The sequence below is a fragment of the Actinocrispum sp. NPDC049592 genome (assembly GCF_040675465.1).
In the GTDB taxonomy this organism is placed as follows: Bacteria; Actinomycetota; Actinomycetes; order Mycobacteriales; family Pseudonocardiaceae; genus Kibdelosporangium.
The window spans coordinates 992,853-1,014,855 of sequence record NZ_JBFAPA010000001.1 but is presented as its reverse complement, the minus strand read 5'-3'; the positions used below and the strand labels follow the sequence as shown (position 1 = coordinate 1,014,855).

Genomic DNA, 22,003 nt, shown 5'->3' with positions numbered 1-22,003 from the left:
GCGGCCGTCCAACGGAATTACTCGATCGACTGGTACACCGAGGTCCAGAAGTCCAGGTACAACGGGGAAGCCAGCGGGAACGCCAGCCGCTGTGACAGCAGGATGCCGGTCAGCTCCTCGGCCGGGTCGTTCCACCAGGACGTCCCGGTGCCGCCGTCCCAGCCGTACCGGCCGACGGACTGCAGGTCAACGCGCTGTGTGTCGATGGCGACGCCGAACCCCCAGCCGCGGTTGTCGAAGTACCCGGGCATGAACCCGGACACGGCCTTCTGCGCGGACGTCAGCTGGTCGGTGGTCATCAGCTCGATGGACTTGCGGGACAGGATCCCGGCCCCGCCGGACAGCATCATCTGCCCGAACGCGAAGAAGTCGTCGGCCGTCGAGACCAGCCCGCCACCGGCGGACGGGAACGACGGCGGCTTGCCCCACCCGCTGTCGTGCACGCCGTCGGTTACCACCAGAGCACCGTCATCGCCTTCCACGTACTGCGTTGTGAACCGGTCGCGCTTTTCGTCAGGCACAAAGAAACTCGTGTCCGTCATGCCGAGCGGGCCGAAGATCCGCTCGGCCAGGAACGCCTCCAGCGGCTGCCCGGCGACCCGCTCGATCAGCACCCCCAGCACGTCGGAACCCGTGTGGTAGAGCCATCTTTCGCCCGGCTGGTACATCAGCGGCAGCGAGCCGAGGTTCGCGATCCACTCGTCCGGGGTGAGCGGCGACGGCGCCGGAGGGCCGACCGCGACGCCCTTTTCCTTGGCGGCGGCGAAAATCGGGATGTCCGGCCCGAAGTACGCGCCGAACCCCATCCGGAACGTCAACAGGTCCCGCACGGTCAACGGCCGCTCGGCCGGAACGGTCTCGTCCAGCGGTCCGTCGAAACGCGCCAACACCTTGCGGTCGGCCAGTTCCGGCAACAGCTCGTCGACCGGATCGTCCAGCCGCAGCCGGCATTCCTCGACCAGGATCATCGTGGCCACGGCGACCACCGGCTTGCTTAGCGACGCGATCCGGAAGATCGAGTCGCGGCGCATCGGCGGGCCGTCCACGGACTGCGAGCCGATCACGTCCACGTGCACCTCGCCGCGCCGGCTGACCAGCGAGACGAGGCCGGGCACCCAGCCGCGGCCAACGTGCCCGGCGAGGACATCGTGCATCCGGTCCAGCCGTGCCTTGTCGAAACTCATGCGGTGACCTCGTACTTGTCGTGGTGGCGGACCCAGGACATGAACGGGTCCTGCGGCCAGCCCTCGGGCGACTTCTCGAACGACTCCTGGCGGCCGTACGGCGTGAGATCCAGGTAGTTGTAGGTGTTCAGCAGGATGTCGCCGCCGCGCGCGTAGGACGAGTAGGTGTGGAACACCTCGTCGCTGTCGCGCAGGAACACGCTCACCCCAGGGACTTCGCCGGACCAGCCGGAGTCGTCCTGCTTGAAGTTGTACTCGGTGGCGCCATTGGCCGGGTCCAGCGTCACGTGGAAGTCGTAGTTGAAGTCGCTGCCGAACGACGAGAACCACGGCACCGTCCAGCCCATTCGCTTGCGGAACGCCAAAGTCTCGGCGAGCGGGCCGCGGGTGACCACGGCGAGCGAGGTGTTGCGGGCGTACAGGTGCGAGAGGTGGCCCATGTTGTCCACCAGGAACGAGCAGCTCGGGCAGCCCTCGCCCGCGTCGAACAGCCACATGAAGTGGTAGACGATCAGCTGGCGGCGGCCCTCGAACAGGTCGAGCAGGCTCGCCTCACCGTTCTCGCCCTCGAAAACGTACTGCTTGTCCACCTTGACCATCGGCAGCTCACGCCGCTTGGCGCTCAACGCGTCCCGGGCCCGGGTGAACTCCTTCTCCTCGGCCAGCAACTGCTTGCGCGCGGTCAGCCAGTCCTCGCGACTGACGATCGGGGGCAGGCTCATCTTCCCTCCAGTAGTTCGGTGAGCCGGTCGAAGGCGCTCGACCAGCCCTCGCTCACGCCACGGAACAGACCAGGGTCGTCGGGCAGCTCGGTGAGCAGGAAGTTCATCGCGGTCTTGGCGCCGAGGTCCTCGAAGGTGACGGTGACCAGGCCGACCGCGGTGCCGCCGGGCTCGCCCCAGGTGAACACCAGCCGCTCGGGCTCGACGACCTCGCGGAACTCGCCGCCGGTCGGGTACTCCTCGCCGGTCTCGTTGTTGATCATGCATGCCCGCCACGTACCCCCAGCACGGACGTCCACGCTGATCGTGTCCAACGGGGTGTGCGTCCCCACCGGGCCATACCACTGCGTGAGGTGTTCCGGCCGGGTCCACGCCCGGAAGACCAGCTCCCGGGGTGCGTCGAAGACCCGGTGAATGCTCAGCTCACGCATCGCGGTCGCCTTTCATGATCTCGCGCAGGTGCTCGTCCAGGCGGTCGAAGCTGCCCTCCCAGAAGGGCCGGTAGCGCTCGATCCACTCGGACACGTCGGCCAGCGGCCGGCCGTCCAGCCGGCAGGGGCGCCACTGCGCGGATCGGCCTCGCACGATCAACCCCGCCTTCTCCAGCACCTTCAGGTGTTTCGACACCGCGGGCAGGCTCATCCGGAACGGCTCGGCCAGCTCGGTGACCGTCGCCTCGCCGTCGGCCAAGCGCGCCAGGATCGCCCGGCGGGTCGGGTCCGCCAGCGCCGCGAACGTCGTGCTCAGCTGGTCTGCCACTACTAAACCACCTAGTTAATTAACCAACTGGTTCACCATAGCTCAGGTGTCAAGGGCGTCGATGAACCTGGTGAGCAGCCGCGCGAACGTCGCCCGGTCCCGGTCCGGCCAGTCCGCCATCGCTTCGGCGAAAACCCGTTGGCGCGCTTCATGAGCGGCCTCGACCTGGCGTTTGCCCGAAGCAGTGAGCGAGACGAGGGTGCGCCTGCCGTCGTGCTGATCCGCCTGCCGGACAAGCAATCCCTCGTCGACCGCGCGGGCCACCAGCCGGCTCGCCCGCGGCTGGTCGACGCCGAGAGCGCCGGTCAGGTCGGTCACCGAGCAGGGGCCGCGATCCTCGACCGCGTCCAGGACGCCGAACACCGCCGGGTCCACGGGCATGTGCTTGGCCAGCGCGCGCCTGCTCTGCCGCCGCCGGATCGCCACCATCGCGCGTTCGACCAGTTCCACGTCACGGTCCATGCATGCTATCTTACATTTACATGTCTTCTTACATGGAGGTTCCCGTGAAACCGCTCGGTTACTGGCTCAAGCACATCGACAACGAACTGGAGGCCGCCTTTGACAAGGTGCTTGTCAAGGAGGACCTCACGCGGCGGCAGTGGCAGGTGCTCAACACCATCGCGTCCGGCGCGCGCTCGGTCGAGGAGATCGACACCGCGGCGCGACCGTTCCTTTCGCCGGAAATGCCCACGCTGCGACCGGTTGTCGAATCGTTGGCCGCCCGCGGCTGGGTCGCCGAGTGCGCGTTGACCCCGTCCGGCCAGGAGGCGTTCGACGCGATCTCCGCCAAGGTGCACGCGTTCCGGCGGCGCACCATCGAGGGGTTGTCCGACGACGAGTACGGCACTTTGGTGTCACTCCTCGAACGCGTGGCTGCGAACGTCACCGCGGCAGGCTAGACTCATTGTTGAAGCTTCAACATTTGGAGTCGACCATGATGCCTGTGCTCTACCTCAGCCACGGTGCCCCGCCGCTGGCCGACGACCCGTTGTGGACCCGTCAGCTCGCCGGCTGGGCGGGTGATGTGCCTGCACCGACGGCGATCCTGGTCGTCTCCGCGCACTGGGAGGAGGCGCCGCTCACCATCGGCGCGACCGCCACGGTGCCGTTGGTCTACGACTTCTGGGGCTTCCCGGAGCGGTACTACACGGTCCAGTACCGCTCGCCGGGAGCGCCGGAACTGGCCGCCAAGGTGCGCAAACTCGTGCAGTCACCCGTTCAGGACGCGCCGGACCGCGGCCTCGACCACGGCGCCTACGTTCCGTTGGTGGAGATGTACCCGGACGCGGACATCCCGGTGCTGCAGATCTCCATGCCCACCCTCGACCCCGAGACGCTGGTGGAGCTCGGCCGGCAGCTGGCGCCGCTGCGGGACGAAGGCGTGCTGATCCTCGGCAGCGGCTTCTTCACGCACAACCTGAGCGGCCTCAACATGTCGGCGGGCACCGACGTCACACCACCGCAGTGGTCCAGCGAGTTCGACCAGTGGGGCGCGGAAACCCTGGCCACCCGCGACTTCGACGCGCTGATCGACTTCACCCACAAGGCCCCCGCCGCCCGCCTTGCGCACCCCCGCACGGAACACTTCGCGCCGCTGTTCGTGACGCTGGGCGCGAGCCTGGCCACCGCGGACACCGCGCGGACCACCATCGACGGCTACTGGTACGGACTGTCGAAGAGATCGGTGCAGTTCGGCTAAACCACCGGATCGGGGCCTTGAGTGTCCATCGTGGACGGTGAAGGCTCTGGCCATGAATGCCGTGCTGAACGGCAAGGGTCTGCTCGATCCCGGCACCGGGCTGCCCGGCCGCGAACTGCTGATCGACCGCCTGACACACGCACTTGCCCGCGCCAGAACGCACGGCACCCTCGTGACGTTGACAATCGTTGCGGGACCACCAGTTCTGGCGACACGCCTGCGAAAAGCCCTACGCGAAGACCAAACCGTCGCCCACCTCACCGACACCCTCATCGCCGTGATCACCGAACACCCCTACGGCACGGGAAAGCCGATCGCGGACCGCATTCGGCGCCTGGCGCGGACGGACGCGGGCTGGTTCACCAGCGCGGGCAAGGAAAAAGTCCACGAAGTCATCCTCACCGCCGAAACCCACCTCGGTTAGTTTGGGGGGCTTTGACGGTTGGGGCGGCGCCTAGTTGGTGGCTGGGGCGGTGGGGAGGGGATGGGATGCCCTGGACATGGGAGAACGGGCCCGGGAGCTGCGTTGCTCCCGGGCCCGTTCTTCGGTAGCGGCGGAGGTCAGACCGCCGGCAGCTCAGGCAGTTCGGTCGGCAGCTGGGTGCCACCGGTCAGGTCGTCGAGGCTCGGCATGGTGGTGTCGATGTCCGAGACGACCGGGAGGGTGGTGGGCAGGCCCAGGGACTCCATGCCGGGGGTCTTCGGGGTGGCGTTGGGGAGCTTGACGGCGTTGGGGGTGTCGGCCACGTCGGGGACCTGCGGCTTGGGCAGGCCCTGGACGTCGACGCCGTCGGTGTTGGGGACGATCTTGTGGGTGATGTCGTTGTGGTCGACCTGGGCCACGACGGGCAGGCGCTGGGTGTTGGGCAGCTGGACGACGGGGGCCTTGGTCAGTTCCGAGGACTCCGCGGGCAGCTGGGGCAGCTGCGGGAGCTGCTGCGGGTCGAGGCCCACGGGCAGGTCACCGGTCTCGGTGGCGGGCAGGCCCAGCTCGTTCGACGGGAGGTCGGCGGTGGGCAGCGAGTCCTCGCCCAGCGAAGGCAGGTCGGCCATGCCGGTCAGGCCGTCGTTCTGCGGCACCAGGTCCATCAGGCTGGGGAGGTCGGCGATCCCGCCCAGCAGCGGCAGGTCCTTGGCGGTGGGCAGCTTCGGGGTGGCGGGCAGGCCGGACCGCGAAGCGGTGGTGTCGGTGATGCCGCCCAGGAGACCGGTGTCCGGCAGGGTCGGCAGCGAGCCGAGGCTCGGGGTGTCCAGGCCGGGGGTGGGCAGCTGGGGCAGCGAAGGCACGTTCGGGGTGGCCTGCAGCGGGGGCAGGGCCGGCACCGCGGCGGAAGCCTGGCCGAGACCGAAGCCGAGCAGGGCGAAGCCGGCGGTGGCGGTCAGGAACATACCGCGACGGATGGTGTTGCGCACGAGAATCTCCTTGTAAATCAACAGAAAATCGGTGAGGAAGCAAGAGGGGAGAGCCGGGGCCGTCTCCAGGGAGGGACGGCCCCGGCCGGGTCTGCACTCAGCCCAGTTCGGGCTTCGGCAGCATCTGCAGCACGTTCAGGGTCGGCAGCACCTGCGTCGCGTCCAAAGAGGACAGCGCGGAGCCGCTGGTGACCGCGTCGGTGCTGGGCAGCGAAACGCCGTCGACGTTGGTGCCGGCGAAGTTCGGCCTCAGGTTGACGACCGGCAGCTGGGCGCCCTTGCCCGAGCCGAGGCCGGCGACACTGACGTCGTTCATGCTCGGCGAGTTGACCGGCAGGTCCGCGCGGGACTGCGGGGTCAGCGGCAGCGGCAGGTCAACGGGCAGCGCGCCCTGGCCGAGCGGAATCGTCGGCAGCGCGGAACCCTGCGAGCCCAACGGCAGGTGCGGCAGCGTGACGCCGTCGACGGTGGATCCGCCGAAGTTCGGCACCACGTTCAGGTTCGGCAGCTGCGGGCCGGCACCGGTGCCGAGACCAGCGACGTCCACATTGGACACGCCCGGCGCCTTGACCGGGGCGATGTCCGAGCGGGACTGCGACTTGGCCAGCAGGCCACGCAGGCTCGGCAGCTTGTTGATGGGCAGGCCGCCCCCGCCGATCGGCAGGTTGATCTGCGGCACGGTGTCGTCGATCTTCACCACGGTGTGGTTCGGGGCGGCGGTCATCGCGTGCGCCAGGATCGGCAGCGGGATGTCGAAGACCTGCACGACCGCGCCGATCGGGACGACCTTCTCCACGCCCGACAGGGTCTTGAGCGACCCGTCGGTGTCGTAGGTCCCGCCGACGATGTCGGTGGTCTCGTTCGGCGCGATGCCGACCGCGTGCCCGCCGAGCGAGGCGGCGTTGCCGAAGACCTGGGCGACCGCCGCGACTGGAACCGCGAACAGGTTGCCGGAGATCGAGCCGTCCTCGCCCGAGGTCTGGCCGTCGCCACCGGCCATCACGTCGGTGTCGTTCGGCGCGATGCCGACCGCGGTGCCCACAACGGAGGCCGCGTTGCCGAAGACCTGTGCGATGGCGCCCACCGGCACGGTCGCCAGGTTGCCCGACAGGTTGCCGGCCTTGCCCGACGTGGTGTCCATGCCGCCGGTGACAGCGGTGGTCTCGTTCGGGCCAACGCCGACAGCGGTGCCACCGATGGCAGCGGCGTCACCGAAGACCTGCGCGACCGCCGCGGCCGGCACGTCGGCGAGGTTGCCCGAGATCGAGCCACGGTCGCCGCTGGTGGTGACGTCACCGCCGGAGGTGACCACGGTGTCGTTGGCGCCCGCGCCGTTCACCAGGCCGGCGCCCGCCGCGGCGAGACCGAAGACCTGGGCGATCGGCAGCGCCTGTGCGCTGGCCACGTTGCCGGAGATCGAACCGTCGTCACCGGAGGTCAGCACGTCGCCGCCGGCGGTCGAGTCGGTGGTGTTCTCGGCGTGCGAGTTCACCAGCCCGGCCACGCCCGCGGCGTCGCCGAACACCTGCGCGGCCCAGGCACCGGGCACGGAGGCCACGTTGCCGTTGACCGTGCCCATCTTGCCGTCGGTGGTGACGTCCCCGCCCGACATGGACGTGGTGTCACCCTCGGCCCAGGCGTTCGCCTTGCCCAGCACGCTGCCGGCCAGGCCGAAGACCTGCGTCGGAAGAGCGAACGGGGCGGCGGCGACGTTGCCGGACCCGGCACCGCCGGTGCCCTTGGCCCAGACCGGGCCACCCGCGGTGGAGATGGTCTCCTTGTGCGCCTTCGAGGTGGTGATGCCACCGCCGGAGAAGGCGTTGCCGAACACCTGCACCGGGCCGGACACCGAACCGGTCACCACGTTCGAAGCCAGGACACCGGCGTCGTCGATGGTGCTGGTCGGGCCGCCCGCGGTGGACACCTTGTGCTCGTCGACCGCGCTGGAGGTCTGGCCGCCCAGGTTGGCGTTGTTGGCCAGCGTCTCGGTGGGCAGCGAAACACCCGGGGTGACCGCGTTGCCGCCGCCGGCGCTGTCGTTGCCGGTCGTGCCGGTGAAGCCACCGGACTTGGTGACGATGTCGTTGCACACGTCGGTCTTGGCGTTGCCCAGGATGGTGGCGCCGGTGCTCATCACCTGTGCCGGGCCGGACACCGCCGGGTTGATCGCGTTGCCGCCGAGGACGGAGTTGTCGGCGTACACGCCCGAGTCGCCGCCGGCCGTCGCCTGCTTGTGCTCGCCCACCAGGGCGACCGCCTGGCCGACGCCCGCGGCGGCGTTGCCGAACACCTCAGCGGGCAGAGCCACCGGGGTGTTGACCAACGTGCCCGACGCGACACTGTTCACCGCACCGGTCAGCGCGCCGCCGCCGGCCTTGGTGACCACGTCGTCCATCGAGTCGGTCTTGGCGATGCCGCCCAGGGTGCCCGCGTTGCCGAACACCTCGGCCGGCCCGGCGACGGGGGCGTTCGCCAGGGTTCCGGCCAGCACGGCGTCGTTGCCGCTGGTCTTCGTGTCGCCGCCGGCCTTGGCCACGTCGAGGTTGTGGTGCTGGACGTTGGTGAGCCCCACCAGGTTCGCGGAGTTCGCGAAGACCTGTGCCGGGAACGCCAGCGGCACCGTGGCGAGCGTGCCGCCACCGGCCGACTTGTCGCCATTGGTGAGAACGTCCCCACCGGCCTTGGTGATCGTCTCGGTGTCGCCGTCGAGGCAGTCCGCCCCGCCGCCCACCGCGGCCGCGTTGCAGGTGGCCGAGGCCGGTCCGGCGAACGCGGGCTCGAGCGCGGTACCGGAGAGCACCGACTCCTTGCCGCTGGTGGTGATGTAGCCGGGGGCGCTCTTGCCGAGCGGCTGCCCGGCCGTGGCGATCAGGGTGTTCTTCTCGTCCGTCAGCGCCTTGCCGGCCAGGGTGACCGCGTTGCCGTGCACGGCGGCGGGCAGCCCGATGGGCACGCCCGCACCGGTGCCGGACACGACACCCTTCGTGCCGTCGGTGGTGATGGTGCCCGGCGCGTGCGCCGAGTCGTCCATCTCGGTGTCGGCCTTGGCGATGCCCGCCGCGCTGATCGCGTTCGCGGTCACCTGCACCGGGGTCGCCCACTGGCCGGACACGACGTTGCCGGCGAGGACACCGTTGGTGCCCTTGGTGACGATGTCGCCACCCTCGACGGTGGTGTTGTGCGAGACGAACTTCGTCGTCGCCTTGCCCAGTGCCGCGACCGCGTTGCCGCTGACCCGGATGGGCAGCGCCCAGTCGATGTTGACCACGTTGCCGGCCAGCACGTCATCCGCGCCGTTCGTCCACACCGGACTGTAGTCGACGTCGTTCTCCGAGGAGGTGGCGTCCACGTGCGCATCACCACCGGCCGCGATCGCGTTGCCGGCGAACTCGATCGGCGCGAGCACGTGCGGCGAGACCACGTTGCCGCGGAACAGGTCCGCCGCCTTCGGGCTCATCCGCTCCGCCGAGTGCGGGAGCTTGGCGGCCAGCGGGCCGGCCACGTTCTGTGCCTTGCCGGTGGTGGCCTTGCCGAGCGAGGCGGCCTTGCCGGCGGGGAGTTTCTTGGTCAGCGAGTCGGCGCTGATGGTGATGTCACGGTTGACATCCGGGAGGTCTTTCTGGCCGAACGGGGTGCCGATGGCGTTGTCGTGCACCCGGACCGGGATTTTGACCTGCGGATCCAGCGGCGAGGCCGGCCGGTCCGGGTTCACGTTCTCGTGGGCAGAAGCGATGCCAGTACCGAGCATCAGCAAACCACCGGTTACCAGCGCGGTCTGCAGACCACGCCGAGCCCAGGTTTGCATGCGGGTGTTCTCCTTTTCCTTGTTCAGTGGCAAGGGGGTGGGTGGTCGGACGCGAGACGCGCCGGGGCAAGCGACCACCCGGGCTTGAGGGGGTTGGTCGGTACGCGGCCACGCGAAAAAGCACACGGGCGTGCTGAAGGCGCTTAACGCCGGCCGCGTGTGCTTGGGTCAGTCAGGGGTGACGCCGGGCTGCGCGCCCACGGCGGTCACGACGTGCTGCGAGACCAGTCGCAGCGCGCGCGAAGAACCGAGCCCGCTCTGCGGGGCCGGCCAGGAGTCCACAAAGGGCATGCCGAGGTCGTCGTCCGAGCCGTGCCCGCAGGAGTTGCTGCAGGAACCGGCCGGAGCGGTCGGGGGAACCAACGGCGCCGGGGGGAGGGCGGGGAGACCAGGAGCGGGCGCGGGCGACGGCTCATGCCGTGGCGACTCGCTCACCGGGTGGCGGCTGTAGTCGTGCGCCGCCGGGCGCGTCTGCGTGGTGAGCGCGGACGCGGTCTGCGAGAGAGCGTCCACCGGGCGCACGATCGGCGAGATGTCGTGGTTGCCCAACGAGAGCAACCGCAACGCCGGCGAGGTGTCCTCGGCGCGGTGGGTGGGCGCGGCGGGCAGCCGGAGCTGCCCGGCGACCTGCTCGACCGTGTCCTGCACCTGCCGGCCGACCTCGGTGATCTCCTGGGGCGGGGCGGGCGCCTTGTGCACGATCTGGTCGACGTACTGCGGCAGCTCACTCGGCTTGGTGTCGGTGTGCTGGGTCAGTGCGCCGACCACCGGCTGCAGGACGTCGGTCGTGTCGGTGTCCGCCGAAGCGCTGGCGGAGGACAGCAGCCAAGCCGCTGCCGTGCCGACGACGGCACCACCGAGGACCAGCCCGGCGCGGGACAGGATGCGCCGCACACGTGCGGCCCTCGCTGTCTTCGCCACGCCTGGGTTCCTGTCTGCCGGGGTCTCACTGGGGAGGCACGAGCGGTATCGGTTCGATCACGGCTCGGTGCCGACGGCAAGACTGGCAGACGGATCAAGGCGAGTGCACGCCCAACGCCGGGAGACCCCCCGATCGTGTGATCAACACTCTGTGTCGCCGACTTTGACGAAGAGTAATCAACCCCGCTTGAGCAGCCGCGTTGCCCCGGCGGCGACCGTTGTCGCGAGAACCCAGCCCGCCGCGATCAACACGTCCGCGATCCACTGCGACGGACCGACCATCCGCCACATGTTGTCCTGCCCCAAGTCGATGATCGGCAACAACAGATCCATGGCCAGCAAAGGCGGATTCCAGACCGGGTTCTGGTCGTTGTCCAGTTTGGACATCTCATGGAACGCGAACCAGAACGTGCCCACCAGCCAGAAAACGCCCAGCCACCCGGCCGCGAGCCACGGCCGGTACCCATAACCGACGGTCCACTCCTGCAGCACGCCCCAGATCCGCCCAGCACGGCCGAGTTCCGCGTGCCGGCGCCGTTGCTTCTCCAGCAACACGTCCTCGGCGAGCTGCTCCTCACCGGCGTTGCGGTACACGTTGACCAGGTGGTCGTACGGGCCCGGCGCGAAGTCCGGCTGCACGGTTCGCAGCCACCGCAACCGGTCCTTGACCGTGACGTCCTTAGTGGACTCGACCGACTCGTACACGAAGTCGGCGACATCAACGCCGCCGGACGCCGACCACAGCCCGGGTCCGTCGGTGAGCACCCGCACGTGCGCCTTCGCCAGCCGGACAGCGCCCTGTGGCGGCGTTTCCTCGGGGAACTGCACCACGAGCTGGTGCGCGCTCATGCCGTACGCGTCCAACGCGAAGCTGTCCGGCCGGCCGTCGCCCATCGTGGCGAACGACAGGTGCGCGGTGTGCCGGATGTCGGCGAGCCGCATGCTCACCCCACCGGTCGCCACGACATCGCGGCTGCACAACAGGTTGTGGCCGATGCTCGCGAACTGCAGGTCCAGCGACGGCTTGCGGCTGCCGTCCGCGCGCAACCGGGGCTCGACGAACCGCGAGCCAGTGCAGTTCAGCGAGGCCCCGATCTTGGTGTCCTGCAACCGGACGCAACCGTTTGCCTGGACCTCCTCCAGGAACAGGGTCTCGCCGACGGACAGCCGGTCGGCGAACAACGCGTCCCGGCCCGCGCAGTGCAGCCGGGCACCGGACATGCTGAACGTGCCGTCCACTTTGGCCCCGGGGAAGCGAACCTGCCCGTAGGCCACGAACGGCGCCTGGTTCGGCCGCCCGGCCAGCCGCCCCGACCGGGCGTCCATGTCCCCGCCCAGCTCGATGCCGTCGGCGAACAACGCGATCGGCGGCCGCTCGGTCAACGGCTGGTCCGGCCCGCCGAGCACGGCACCCGCGAGCCGGAGGTGCCCGCCGATCCGGGCGTCCGCGAACTGCACGACACCCAATGCGGTGAACCCGCGGTCCAAGGCGACCGTGCCCTCGACACGGATGCGGTCGCAGTCGATCGGCGAGGTCAGGTAAGCCGCGGACAGCTGGAGACTTCCGCCGACATAGGCGCCGGCGAGCCGGATCGGCCCGGTCGCCCGCATGTCCAACGCCAGGAACGAACCCGACACGTGCAGCCGGGCGGCCGCCATCACCAGCCGGTCGCCCGGGTTGTGCAGCACCGAGCCGGACATCCGCAGCGAACCGCCGATGGTGCCGTCGGTCAGGTCGACCGTGCCGTCGCACTGGAACCGCGGCTCCAGGATGAGGTCGCTGTCCACCCGCAGGTTGCGCGCGCTGAGCCCGGGCACGCGGCAGGAGTGCATGCGCAGCCCGATCAGCTTGGCCATCTGCAGGTCGGGGACGCTGTCGAACTCGCAGTCACGCAGGTCGACGACCTGGCGGACGTCCCGGCCCTCCAGGTTGAACTGCCCGGTGATGTGCGCGTTGGACAGCCGCAGCGCGCTCGAGCCGTTGACGTCGGTGAACAGCCCGGTGAGGACCTCGCCTCGAACCGGCTGGCCGCCGGCGTCGACCGGTTCGCCGCTGGGGAACGCCTCGCTGACTTTCCGTTCGACCTCGGTGAGCTGCACGCCAAGATTCTTTCGTGTCCGGCCCCTGCTCGGTCACCCAATTCGGGTGCCCGGACCGATAACGTGACGATCGTGACGACGGAGCGCCCGAAGCGGCCGATGGCCCCGCTCGAAGTGACCAATGTGGTGCCGCGGGGCCTGCGCGTGGCCGCAGCGGTGGCCTGGCGGTTCATCGTCGTCATCGCCGCGCTGTACGTGCTGATCTGGCTGGCCGGCTACTTCTCCACGGTGATGATCCCGCTGGCGATCGCGCTGCTGCTGGCCGCGCTGATGTCGCCCGGGGTGCAGAAGCTCGTCGACTGGCGGGTGCCCAAGGGGCTGGCGACCGCGATCGTGCTGGTCGGCGGGCTCGCGGTGCTCGGCGGCGTGCTCACGTTCGTAATCTCTGAGTTCGTCAGCGGCCTGCCGGACCTGCAGGCACAGGTCGGGCAGTCGCTGGACGCCATCCGCAACTGGCTCCGCGACGGGCCGCTGCACTTGCAGAAGGAGCAGCTGCAGGACTTCCTCAACACCATCATCGACACGATCAAGAAGAACCAGGAGGCCATCACCACCGGTGCGCTGACCACCGCGGCCAGCATCGGCGAGGTGCTCGCCGGGTTCGTGCTGACCCTGTTCATCCTGATCTTCTTCCTCAGTGACGGCGGCGGGATCTGGCGGTTCCTGATGCGGGGCGTGCCGGTGAACGTGCGCGACCGGGTGGACACCGCGGGGCGCAGGGGTTTCTCGTCGCTGGTCAGCTATGTGCGCGCCACTGCTGCCGTGGCTGTGGTGGACGCCGTCGGTATCGGCATCGGGTTGTGGATCGTGGGCGTGCCGTTGGTGGTGCCGCTGGCGACGTTGGTGTTCCTCGGGGCGTTCATCCCGATCGTGGGTGCGGTCATCGCGGGCACGGTCGCGGTGCTGATCGCCTTGGTGGCCAACGGATGGGTGCAGGCGCTGGTCGTGCTGGGCGTCGTGGTCGCGGTCATGCAGCTGGAAGGGCATGTGCTGCAGCCGTGGCTGCTGGGGCGCGCGGTCCGGTTGCACCCGCTGGCTGTGGTTCTCGCGATCACCGCGGGTTTGGTCGCCGGTGGCATCCCCGGGGCGTTGCTCGCGGTGCCGTTGCTGGCCGTGCTGAACGCGGGCATCCGGTCACTGGTGCACGAGAACGAGGCCGATCCCGAGTCGGTGGACGTCATGGACGACGAAGGGTCCCGGCCGGGGACGAGTCAGGAACCGAGCCGTGCCCCCGAATGACGCCACCTCGCCGCTGTGGCGCAGCACCGCGATCCTGCGGATAGTCACGTTCGTCTTCGCGGTCGTGGTGGTGTTCGTGCACCAAGGCGGGTACGTCCGGCCGTGGCTGGCGTGGACGATCTTGGGCGTCATGTTCGTGTGGTCGCTGTTCACGGTGCCCGCCTATCTGCGGCCGTGGGGACGCCGGGGCTGGGTGGTGTGGTCGGACCTCGGCGTCACGGCGGTGTTGATGGGCGCGTCGGCCTGGGTCCTGTCGCCGCAGCAGATCGTCGACATCGTTCCGCTGGTCCCGACCGTGTGGGCGTGTGTCCCGGCGGTCGCGGCGGCGGTGCTCGGCGGGCAGATCGCCGGGATCTCGGCGGGACTGGTCGTGGCGGTCACCAACGGGCTGACCAGGAACGTGCTCAACACGGATGTCATGCGCGACGCCGTGTTACTCGTCGGCGCCGGTTTCGTGGTCGGGCTCGCGTCGGTCACCGCCCGCCGGTCGCAGGAACGCATGGCGCAGGCGTTGCGTGCCGAAGCCGCGACCGCCGAACGGGAACGGCTCGCCCGCAGCATCCACGACAGCGTGCTGCAGATCCTGGCCCGCGTGCGGAAACGCGGCGCCGAGCTCGGTGGGGAAGCGGCCGAACTCGCCCGGCTCGCCGGTGAGCAGGAAGTCGCCTTGCGGTCCCTCGTCGCCGCCGCGCCACCCGAGTCCGCCGCCGACGGCACCGCTGACCTCCGGCCGCGTCTGCAAGTGATGGCAACGGCTTCGGTGCAGGTCGCCGTCCCGGGCACGGCGGTCCAGCTGCCCGAGACCACCGTCACCGAGCTGACTTCCCTGGTGGGGGAGGCGTTGCTGAACGTGGCCCGGCACGCCGGTCCCGACGCGCACGCGTGGGTCCTGGTCGAGGATCTGGGTGACCAGGTCGTGATCAGCGTCCGGGACGATGGCCAGGGCATCCCGTCCGGGCGGCTCGACCAGGCGGTCTCCGCGGGCCGGATGGGAGTGGCCCGGTCCATCCGCGGCCGGGTGTCCGAGCTGGGTGGCACGATCACCCTGGACACCGCTCCGGGGGAGGGCACCGAGTGGGAGATCCGCATTCCCCGTCCGAAGGCGCGGCAGAGAAAGGGAGGTGGGCGATGAGCGTGTCCGTGATGGTCGTCGACGACCATCCGTTGTGGCGCGACGGCGTGGCCCGTGACCTCACCGAACGCGGCTTCGACGTGCGGGCGACCGCCGGTGACGCGAACGCGGCGGTCCGGATCGCCAAGGCCGTGACCCCCGACGTCGTGCTGATGGACCTCAACCTGGGCAGCGCATCCGGCGTGGACGCCACCCGCACGATCGTCAGCGAACTCCCGGGCACACGCGTGTTGGTGCTGTCCGCGAGCGGTGCGCACGATGACGTGTTGGAGGCCGTGAAGGCGGGTGCCTCCGGCTATCTGGTGAAGTCCGCTTCCGCCGAGGAACTCGTGGACGCGGTCAACCGAACCGCCCACGGCGACGCGGTGTTCACCGCGGGACTGGCCGGTCTGGTGTTGGGCGAGTACCGCCGGATGGCCGCCGCCCCTGCTGAGGCCGAGGACGCCCCGCAGCTGACCGAACGGGAGACCGAGGTGCTCCGGCTGGTGGCCAAGGGCATGAGCGCCCGGCAGATCGCCGAGCGGCTGGTGTTGTCGCACCGGACGGTCGAGAACCACGTGCAGTCCACGCTGCGGAAGCTGCAGCTGCACAACCGGGTCGAGCTGGCCAGGTACGCCATCGAACATGGGCTGGACGAGGAATAGGTTGAGGTCGTGAGCGAGCCGGTCGACCCCCGCACCCTCAGGGTGAGCGACGCCGAACGTGAGCACGTCGTCGCGGTGCTGCAGAAGGCCATCGGCCAGGGCCTGATCACCCTCGACGAGTTCACGACCAGAACGGACACCGCGCTCGCGGCCAAGACCCGCTCCGAGCTGAACGCGGTGCTGATCGACCTGCCCGGCCTGGTCCACCCCGAAACCCAGCCGGCCGCCACCGCCAAGCCGCGCCTCGAACTGCGCAACACCATGTCGAAGCTCCGCCGGAGCGGGCGCTGGGCGGTGCCGCGGGAACTGATCGTCCGCAACAAGATGGGCTCCTGCGACCTCGACTTCAGCGACGCGGACATCCAGACGCGCGAAGTCGACGTGGAGCTGGACATCACCGCGGGCTCGGTGAGGATCCTGCTCCCCCAACACGCCACAGTGGACACCGATGATGTTCAGCTGGCCGCCGGTTCCCTGCACAACAAGATCTCGCGTCCGCAGGAACCCGGCGGCCCGCACTTCCGGATCCGCGGCATCGTGCGGGCCGGCTCCGTCAAGATCAAGCGCCCGACCTACCTCCGGCTGGGTTCCCTCGTGATCCGCTTCCCCTGGAAGGTCTCCACCGACCGCTAGGACACCATCGCCCGGACAGTCGACTTGGCGTCAGCGGGGGTATGCGACACGAGCGCCGCCCGCGCGACCTGGCGATAGAAGTCCTCCGAATGCCGGGCCAGAGCGGCGCCGACTCGACGCACGGAACCGGCGTTCATCGACAGACTGCTGATACCAAGCCCGACAAGCACTCCAGCCAGCAGCGGATCCGCAGCGGCCTCACCACAAACCCCGGCGGGCTTCCCGGCAGCGCCAGCAGCCTTGCCGATCATGGCGATCAACCGCAGCAACGCGGGCTGCCAAGGATCGTTCAAAGCCGCGACAGCGCCCAGCTGCCGGTCCGCGGCAAGGGTGTACTGAGCGAGGTCGTTGGTGCCGATGCTGATGAAGTCCACGACCCCGAACAGTTCCTCGGCCACCAAGGCGGCGGCGGGGACCTCGATCATCACCCCGGCCCGCGTGACCCCGGCGGCGTGCGCGCGGTCGACGAACCAGGCGGCCTCCTCGACGGTGGCGACCATGGGCGCCATGACCGACAGTTCGACGCCGGTCTCGTTGGCCGCCAGGACGATGGCCTCGAGTTGGCGGTTCAGGACTTCGGGGCGCTGCTTGGAGATCCGGATGCCGCGGACGCCCAGCGCCGGGTTGATCTCGGGGTCGGGGTTGAGGAAGGCCAGGGGCTTGTCGGCGCCGGCGTCGAGGGTGCGGACGATGATCGGTTTCCCGTGAAACGGTGCCAGCACGGCGGCGTAGGCCTTGCGCTGGTCGTCCACAGTGGGCTCGTCGGTGGCGTCGAGGTAGCAGAACTCGGTGCGGAACAGGCCGACGCCCTCGGCGCCGGCGTCCGCGGCGGCCTGGGCGTCCTTGGGGGAGCCGACGTTGGCCAGCACCTTGATCCGCATGCCGTCGGCCAGCGCGCCCTTGCCGTTCCACACGGCCTCGGCGCGGACCTCGGCGGCGAACGGGGTGATCGGGCCGCGTGGGATCTCGACCGTGCCGATCTCCCCATCGACGATCAGTTGCGCCGGGCCCGCGGCGAGAATCCCCTGCACAGCAACGACAGCGGGGATGCCCAGCGAACGCGCGAGGATCGCGGTGTGGCTGGTCGGCCCTCCTTCCTCGGTCACCAGGGCAAGGACCTTCGACGGGTCCAGCACGGCGGTGTCCGCCGGGGCGAGGTCACGGGCGAGCAGCACACTCGGCTCGGTCAGCGTCGGCACGCCGGGAGGCTGCACGCCAAGCAGTTCGGCGACCAAGCGGTCGCGCACGTCCTCGACGTCACGCACGCGCTCGGCCATGTAGCCGCCCGCGGCACGCAGCGAGTCCATGAAAGTCGACGCGGCCTCGTGCACGGCCCGCGCGGCGGGGATCTTGTTGCTGGCGACCAGTTGTTCGGCCTGCATGCGCAGTGAGGGGTCGGCGGCCATCATCGCCGTCGTCTCCAGCAGCGTCTTCGCATCGCCGGTGGCCGCGGCGGCCCGTTCCTGCAAACGGGCGGCGACCAGCTCGGCGGCCGGGCCGATCCGGCCCGCCTCCGCGGCCAGGTCGGCCGGGGCCGGGCCCGAGGGCGGCTCCCCGGGTGGTTCCGTGACCAGGACTACCGGACCCGCCGCCCGGCCAGGACTCACACCCACGCCACTCAGCATGAGTGGAAACCCTACTCGGCCAACTCCTCTACTGAAGGGTAAGAAGGCTGCGCACCCTTTCTCGTGACGGAGATCGCAGCAACCTTGACGGCGAACCGGGCCGCGTCCCCCAACGAGGCTCCGCGAGCGAGTTCGGCGGCGAGGGCACCGGTGAACGCGTCGCCCGCACCGGTTGTGTCAACCGCCGTGACACGTGGTGACGAGATCTCCTGCACGCCGTCCGGCTCGATGACCAGCGCGCCTTTCGAACCGAGGGTGACAACGGCCGAACGCGGCCCGAGGGCGAGCAATCCGCGCGGATCGGAATCACCGCCGAGCAACTGGGCGGCCTCGTGCTCGTTCACCACGATCGGGTCGAGCACGGCGAGGGTATCCGCGGAAAGCGGGGCCGGTGGCGAAACGTTGACAGCCACGCGAATCCCTCGTGCCGCGGCCAGCGCCACCGCCCGCTCAATCGTGGGCAGCGGAACCTCCAGCGAGGCCACCAGGATTTTCGCGTCCCCGAAGGTCAGATCATCCTCGGCCAGCGCGCTGTTCGCGCCCGGCGAGACCAGGATGGAGTTCTCCCCGTCCGGGGTGACGAAAATGTAGGCGATGCCGGTCGGCCGTTCGGTTTTCCGAATCGGGGCGGTGTCCACCCCGGCGTTCCGCAGGGATTCCTCGAGCAACCGCCCGTAGGAGTCCCGGCCAATCGCCGCCACGAGGGAAACGCTTGCGCCGAGCTTTGCCGCGGCGACGGCGGTGTTCGCGCCTTTCCCACCCGGGTGAACTTCGGTATCCGCACCCAGCACGGTCTCCCCCGGACCGGGACGGCGGTCGACCGCCACGACCAGATCGGCGTTCGCCGAACCTACCACTACAACGTCGGTGCTCACGGGTGTTCACCTTGCCATGCGGCGTGTGTATGCAAGTGCATCTGCATGCGCATCTGTTAACAATTCCAGCTCTACTGGGATAGGTGATGCCACAATGTGAGTGAACGTCGTGTATACCCGTCCCAGACGGAGTACAGACCCTCGCCGCGACCATCATCGCGGTGCTGGGGTCCGGTTCGGGCCAGGGGGCCGTGAGCCGGGCTTCTGTGCTGGCGGTGCCGATCGTGTAGCCCCCCGAGCGATCGGCACCGCCAGCACATTTCCCCATGATTATTTGCTATACCAGCTCGACCTGGCGGTTAACGGGGTTTTCGCCGGCCGGGACCTCGCCGATTCCTGCACGCTGTTGCAAGCGTTTGAGCGGTCCGGGCGCCCACCAAGCAGCATTGCCCAGCAGCCGCAGCACGGCGGGCACGAGCAGCATTCTGACCACGGTGGCGTCGAGAATGAGGGCGGCAATCATGCCCACCCCGACGAACCTCATCATGGAAAGACCGGACATCGCGAACGCGCCTGTCACCACGATGAGCAAAAGCGCCGCCGCGCTGATCATGCGGCCGGTCCGGACCAGCCCGGTGCGCACCGCGTCGGGCGTGCTCATGCCGGTGTGCCGGGCCTCGATCATCCGGGACAGCAGGAACGTCTCGTAGTCCGTGGACAGTCCGAACACGACCGCCCCGATCAGCACGAACATCCCGGCCTGCAACGGTTCCGGGGTGATGTTCAGCAGCCCGGCGCCGTGGCCCAGCTGGAACACGAACACCAGCACGCCGTAGGTGGCCGACAGCGACAGAGCGCTCATCACCACGGCCTTGATCGGCAACAGCACCGACCCGAACGCGAGGAACATCAGCAGCAGCGTCGCCCCGACCAGGATCGCGATCATCAACGGCATGTTGTCCACGATCGCCTGGTTGCCGTCCATGACCTGCGCGGTGAACCCACCGACCTGCACCTCCGGACCCAGCGCCCGCAGGCCGGAGATCGCGTGCTGCGCGGTGTCGCTCACCGGGTCACCGACCAGGGCAGCGTGCACCACGGTCACGTTGTCCTTGGTGCCGACGACGGTTGCCTGCGCGACGCCGGGCACCGCCTGAACGCGAGCCAGATAGTCCGGACCAGGCACGATGACGTCGGCGCCGTTGTTGCTCAGCGCCGGGAAGTTGGTGCCGATCATCTCGACGGCCTGCCGAGTCGGGTCGCCCGGCGGCAGCTGCTTCTCGGTCACCGCGCCGAAGTGCAGCGACCCGAACGGCACCGCGAGCACCACCAGCACGGCCACGATCGGCAGCGCGAAAGCCAACGGCTTGCGCATCACGGCACTGCCAATCCGGCCGAGCCACCGCGGATCCCCAGCACGACGCCACGGCAGCGACAGCTTGTCCACCCGCGGCCCCAAGATCCCCAACAGCGCAGGCAGCAGCGTCAACGAGACCAGAGCGGCGATGGCGACCGCGGACATCCCGCCATAGGCCATCGACTGCAGGAACGGCAGCGGGAACACAAGCAACCCGGCCAACGCGATGACCAGCAGGGTCGCGGAGAAAGCAATGGTCCGCCCGGCCGTGGCCACCGTCCGCCGCACGGCCTCCGCAGACGAGCGTCCGGCAGCCAGCTCCTCGCGGAACCGTCCCACGGCGAACAACCCGTAGTCGATCGCCAGACCCAGGCCCAGCAGGGTCGCCACGTTGACGGCGAAGTTGTTCACGTCCACGGCATACGACAGCGCGTTGAGCACCCCGAGCGACCCGGCGATCGCGAGCCCGCCGACGAGCACCGGCAGCAAGGCAGCCACGACACTGCCGAAGATCAGCAGCAACAGCACCAGCACGACCGGCATCGAGATCGCCTCGGCGGTCGTCAGGTCCGATTTGGACTCGGCTCCGATCGTGTAGGCCATGGCCGTCGCCCCGGCGACCTGGTGTGGTACTCCGTCGACGTTGAGCAGGTCCTTGACCTTCGCGTAGTTGCCCAACCGGGTGCTCTCATCGCCCGCGAGGGTGAGGGTCACCAAGCCGTATCGCTTCGAAGCGTCGGCCAAGACTGGACTGTGGCTGTCCCAATAGCTGGTCTTGTGTGTCACGGTGTCGCCGGGGAGGGCGGCGATCACTGCCTGGACCTTCTGAGCGACCGCCGGGGTGTCGACGGACCCGGCGTCGTAGACCACGACGACGTCGGGTTGCCGTTGGCCCAGGGCTTGTTCGGCGATCCGGGTCGCCGTTGCCGACGGGCTCGAGTCGTCGTAGTAGCCACCCTGCTTCATGCGATCGAATACGCCGAGTCCCCAGAGACCACCGGCCACGGCGAGCACCAGAACGGTGATGAGCACCGTCCACCGGCGCCGATAGGCCACCGCACCCCACTTGTTGAACACGTCCGGTTCCTCCCGTTCGGTGGTGCACAACGCCGGTTGTTGACTAGCGTCTGCATGAACAGTGAGAACTGCGTAAACACCGTTCACTGTTCTGGGGTCGAGGGTACGCGTTGGTAAACGGTGTTTACACCAGATGGGGTGAGGTATGAGCGAGCCCACACGTCGGGAACGCGCGCGGGCAGCGACGGACCGGGACATCCGCCAGCAGGCACGAACACTGCTGGTCAACGAGGGTCCGGAGGCGGTCACCCTGCGCGCGATCGCCCGTCAGCTGGGGATCACCGCCCCCGCGTTGTACCGGTACTACTCGTCCCGCGAGGACCTCGTGCACCACGTGCGGATGGACATCTGCGCCGACCTCGCCGAGGAGCTGACCACCGACCTGGCCGGGATCCCGGAGACCGACACCGTCACCCAGGTGCTCACCATCTGCCGCGGGTTCCGCCGCTGGGCGCTGGCGCACCCGCGCGAGTTCACCATGGTGTTCGCCTCCCCGACCGGGATGAGCGGCTCGCCGGAGCTGAAGTCGGACCCGTTCGGCCAGATCTTCCTGTCGGTCGCCGGCAAGGTGCTGATGGCCAAGCAGATCACGCCACCGAGCGACGACGAGGTGCCCGAGGTGATGCGCGCCGACCTCGAGCACTTCCGCGCCGACATGCTGGCCACGGTCGCGGCGACCGGGGTGGAGGTGCCGGACGACGTGCTCAGCATCGGTACCGCCTACATGGTGCTGCAGTTCTGGATCCGGCTGTACGGGCAGGTCGCGCTGGAGGTGTTCGAGCACTTCCCTTTCGTGGTCAGCAACACCGACGCGCTCTTCGAGATCATGCTCGCCGGACTGGTCCAGGAAGCGGGTCTCACAATCGAGTAGACGG

General features: G+C 69.2%; 20 protein-coding genes. 8 read left to right on the top strand and 12 right to left on the bottom strand.

The window, feature by feature from the left end:
- Positions 1-17: 17 nt before the first annotated feature.
- Genes AB0J95_RS04810 through AB0J95_RS04790 form a run of 5 tightly spaced genes read right to left on the bottom strand, consistent with a single transcriptional unit; the run spans position 18 to position 3,127 of the window.
- Positions 18-1,184 carry a serine hydrolase domain-containing protein gene (locus AB0J95_RS04810; RefSeq protein WP_364752331.1) on the bottom strand — a complete coding sequence of 389 codons (1,167 nt, stop codon included), beginning with the start codon at positions 1,182-1,184 and terminating at the stop codon, positions 18-20.
- Positions 1,181-1,906, bottom strand: a complete 726-nt coding sequence (locus AB0J95_RS04805; protein WP_364752328.1) for a DUF899 domain-containing protein — start codon at positions 1,904-1,906, stop codon at positions 1,181-1,183. The genes AB0J95_RS04810 and AB0J95_RS04805 overlap by 4 nt, the downstream gene beginning before the upstream one ends.
- The gene (locus AB0J95_RS04800) at positions 1,903-2,337 is read right to left on the bottom strand and encodes an SRPBCC family protein (RefSeq protein ID WP_364752326.1); all 435 of its coding nucleotides are present in this window, start codon (positions 2,335-2,337) and stop codon (positions 1,903-1,905) included. Before AB0J95_RS04800 ends, AB0J95_RS04805 begins: the two co-directional genes overlap by 4 nt.
- The gene (locus AB0J95_RS04795) at positions 2,330-2,665 is read right to left on the bottom strand and encodes a metalloregulator ArsR/SmtB family transcription factor (RefSeq protein ID WP_364752323.1); all 336 of its coding nucleotides are present in this window, start codon (positions 2,663-2,665) and stop codon (positions 2,330-2,332) included. Before AB0J95_RS04795 ends, AB0J95_RS04800 begins: the two co-directional genes overlap by 8 nt.
- A 42-nt stretch (positions 2,666-2,707) precedes the next feature.
- Entirely contained in the window at positions 2,708-3,127 is a 420-nt protein-coding gene (locus AB0J95_RS04790; protein ID WP_364752321.1) for a MarR family winged helix-turn-helix transcriptional regulator, read from the bottom strand.
- Positions 3,128-3,171: 44 nt separating this feature from the next.
- Between AB0J95_RS04790 and AB0J95_RS04785 the strand changes: the two genes are divergently transcribed.
- From AB0J95_RS04785 to AB0J95_RS04775, 3 genes are read left to right on the top strand one after another with little or no spacing between them, the layout of a single operon-like run.
- On the top strand, positions 3,172-3,567 hold the full coding sequence (locus AB0J95_RS04785) for a MarR family transcriptional regulator (RefSeq protein WP_364752318.1): 396 nt from the start codon (positions 3,172-3,174) through the stop codon (positions 3,565-3,567).
- Positions 3,568-3,602: 35 nt separating this feature from the next.
- Positions 3,603-4,367 (top strand): class III extradiol ring-cleavage dioxygenase, encoded by a 765-nt coding sequence (locus tag AB0J95_RS04780; protein ID WP_364752315.1) that lies wholly within the window; start codon positions 3,603-3,605, stop codon positions 4,365-4,367.
- 52 nt (positions 4,368-4,419) lie between these two features.
- Positions 4,420-4,791, top strand: coding sequence for a GGDEF domain-containing protein (locus AB0J95_RS04775; RefSeq protein WP_364752312.1), 372 nt, complete (start codon positions 4,420-4,422; stop codon positions 4,789-4,791).
- Between the two features lie 137 nt (positions 4,792-4,928).
- On the opposite strand, the gene AB0J95_RS04770 is transcribed toward AB0J95_RS04775, so the two are convergent.
- The 4 genes from AB0J95_RS04770 to AB0J95_RS04755 form a co-directional block, all read right to left on the bottom strand.
- On the bottom strand, positions 4,929-5,780 hold the full coding sequence (locus AB0J95_RS04770) for a hypothetical protein (protein ID WP_364752309.1): 852 nt from the start codon (positions 5,778-5,780) through the stop codon (positions 4,929-4,931).
- 97 nt (positions 5,781-5,877) lie between these two features.
- Positions 5,878-9,585 (bottom strand): hypothetical protein, encoded by a 3,708-nt coding sequence (locus AB0J95_RS04765; RefSeq protein WP_364752307.1) that lies wholly within the window; start codon positions 9,583-9,585, stop codon positions 5,878-5,880.
- 168 nt (positions 9,586-9,753) lie between these two features.
- Positions 9,754-10,506, bottom strand: a complete 753-nt coding sequence (locus tag AB0J95_RS04760) for a hypothetical protein (RefSeq protein ID WP_364752305.1) — start codon at positions 10,504-10,506, stop codon at positions 9,754-9,756.
- Between the two features lie 177 nt (positions 10,507-10,683).
- Positions 10,684-12,606 carry a hypothetical protein gene (locus AB0J95_RS04755; RefSeq protein WP_364752302.1) on the bottom strand — a complete coding sequence of 641 codons (1,923 nt, stop codon included), beginning with the start codon at positions 12,604-12,606 and terminating at the stop codon, positions 10,684-10,686.
- 99 nt (positions 12,607-12,705) lie between these two features.
- On the opposite strand from AB0J95_RS04755, the gene AB0J95_RS04750 reads away from it, so the two are divergent.
- Genes AB0J95_RS04750 through AB0J95_RS04735 form a run of 4 tightly spaced genes read left to right on the top strand, consistent with a single transcriptional unit; the run spans position 12,706 to position 16,254 of the window.
- Positions 12,706-13,845 (top strand): AI-2E family transporter, encoded by a 1,140-nt coding sequence (locus AB0J95_RS04750; RefSeq protein ID WP_364753486.1) that lies wholly within the window; start codon positions 12,706-12,708, stop codon positions 13,843-13,845.
- Positions 13,832-14,977 (top strand): DUF5931 domain-containing protein, encoded by a 1,146-nt coding sequence (locus AB0J95_RS04745; protein ID WP_364752300.1) that lies wholly within the window; start codon positions 13,832-13,834, stop codon positions 14,975-14,977. Before AB0J95_RS04750 ends, AB0J95_RS04745 begins: the two co-directional genes overlap by 14 nt.
- Entirely contained in the window at positions 14,974-15,621 is a 648-nt protein-coding gene (locus tag AB0J95_RS04740) for a response regulator transcription factor (RefSeq protein ID WP_364752299.1), read from the top strand. The genes AB0J95_RS04745 and AB0J95_RS04740 overlap by 4 nt, the downstream gene beginning before the upstream one ends.
- A gap of 9 nt (positions 15,622-15,630) precedes the next feature.
- On the top strand, positions 15,631-16,254 hold the full coding sequence (locus AB0J95_RS04735) for a DUF1707 domain-containing protein (RefSeq protein WP_364752297.1): 624 nt from the start codon (positions 15,631-15,633) through the stop codon (positions 16,252-16,254).
- Here the strand turns inward: AB0J95_RS04735 and ptsP are convergent.
- The 3 genes from ptsP to AB0J95_RS04720 all read right to left on the bottom strand — a co-directional run bounded on the left by ptsP (position 16,251) and on the right by AB0J95_RS04720 (position 21,158).
- Positions 16,251-17,879, bottom strand: coding sequence for a phosphoenolpyruvate--protein phosphotransferase (gene ptsP, locus AB0J95_RS04730; protein ID WP_364752294.1), 1,629 nt, complete (start codon positions 17,877-17,879; stop codon positions 16,251-16,253). The genes AB0J95_RS04735 and ptsP overlap by 4 nt on opposite strands.
- Before the next feature lie 11 nt (positions 17,880-17,890).
- The gene (locus tag AB0J95_RS04725) at positions 17,891-18,754 is read right to left on the bottom strand and encodes a ribokinase (protein ID WP_364752292.1); all 864 of its coding nucleotides are present in this window, start codon (positions 18,752-18,754) and stop codon (positions 17,891-17,893) included.
- Positions 18,755-19,031: 277 nt separating this feature from the next.
- Positions 19,032-21,158, bottom strand: coding sequence for an MMPL family transporter (locus tag AB0J95_RS04720; protein ID WP_364752289.1), 2,127 nt, complete (start codon positions 21,156-21,158; stop codon positions 19,032-19,034).
- Between the two features lie 115 nt (positions 21,159-21,273).
- Between AB0J95_RS04720 and AB0J95_RS04715 the strand changes: the two genes are divergently transcribed.
- Positions 21,274-21,999, top strand: a complete 726-nt coding sequence (locus AB0J95_RS04715; RefSeq protein WP_364752287.1) for a TetR/AcrR family transcriptional regulator — start codon at positions 21,274-21,276, stop codon at positions 21,997-21,999.
- Positions 22,000-22,003: the final 4 nt, after the last annotated feature.

Excerpts from the sequence above, each read along its gene's own strand:
- AB0J95_RS04810 (WP_364752331.1), bottom strand. The coding sequence starts at position 1,184 with ATGAGTTTCGACAAGGCACGGCTGGACCGGATGCACGATGTCCTCGCC.
- AB0J95_RS04805 (WP_364752328.1), bottom strand. The coding sequence starts at position 1,906 with ATGAGCCTGCCCCCGATCGTCAGTCGCGAGGACTGGCTGACCGCGCGC.
- AB0J95_RS04800 (WP_364752326.1), bottom strand. The coding sequence starts at position 2,337 with ATGCGTGAGCTGAGCATTCACCGGGTCTTCGACGCACCCCGGGAGCTG.
- AB0J95_RS04790 (WP_364752321.1), bottom strand. The coding sequence starts at position 3,127 with ATGGACCGTGACGTGGAACTGGTCGAACGCGCGATGGTGGCGATCCGG.
- AB0J95_RS04780 (WP_364752315.1), top strand. The coding sequence starts at position 3,603 with ATGATGCCTGTGCTCTACCTCAGCCACGGTGCCCCGCCGCTGGCCGAC.
- AB0J95_RS04775 (WP_364752312.1), top strand. The coding sequence starts at position 4,420 with ATGAATGCCGTGCTGAACGGCAAGGGTCTGCTCGATCCCGGCACCGGG.
- AB0J95_RS04765 (WP_364752307.1), bottom strand. The coding sequence starts at position 9,585 with ATGCAAACCTGGGCTCGGCGTGGTCTGCAGACCGCGCTGGTAACCGGT.
- AB0J95_RS04750 (WP_364753486.1), top strand. The coding sequence starts at position 12,706 with ATGGCCCCGCTCGAAGTGACCAATGTGGTGCCGCGGGGCCTGCGCGTG.
- AB0J95_RS04740 (WP_364752299.1), top strand. The coding sequence starts at position 14,974 with ATGAGCGTGTCCGTGATGGTCGTCGACGACCATCCGTTGTGGCGCGAC.
- ptsP (WP_364752294.1), bottom strand. The coding sequence starts at position 17,879 with ATGCTGAGTGGCGTGGGTGTGAGTCCTGGCCGGGCGGCGGGTCCGGTA.
- AB0J95_RS04715 (WP_364752287.1), top strand. The coding sequence starts at position 21,274 with ATGAGCGAGCCCACACGTCGGGAACGCGCGCGGGCAGCGACGGACCGG.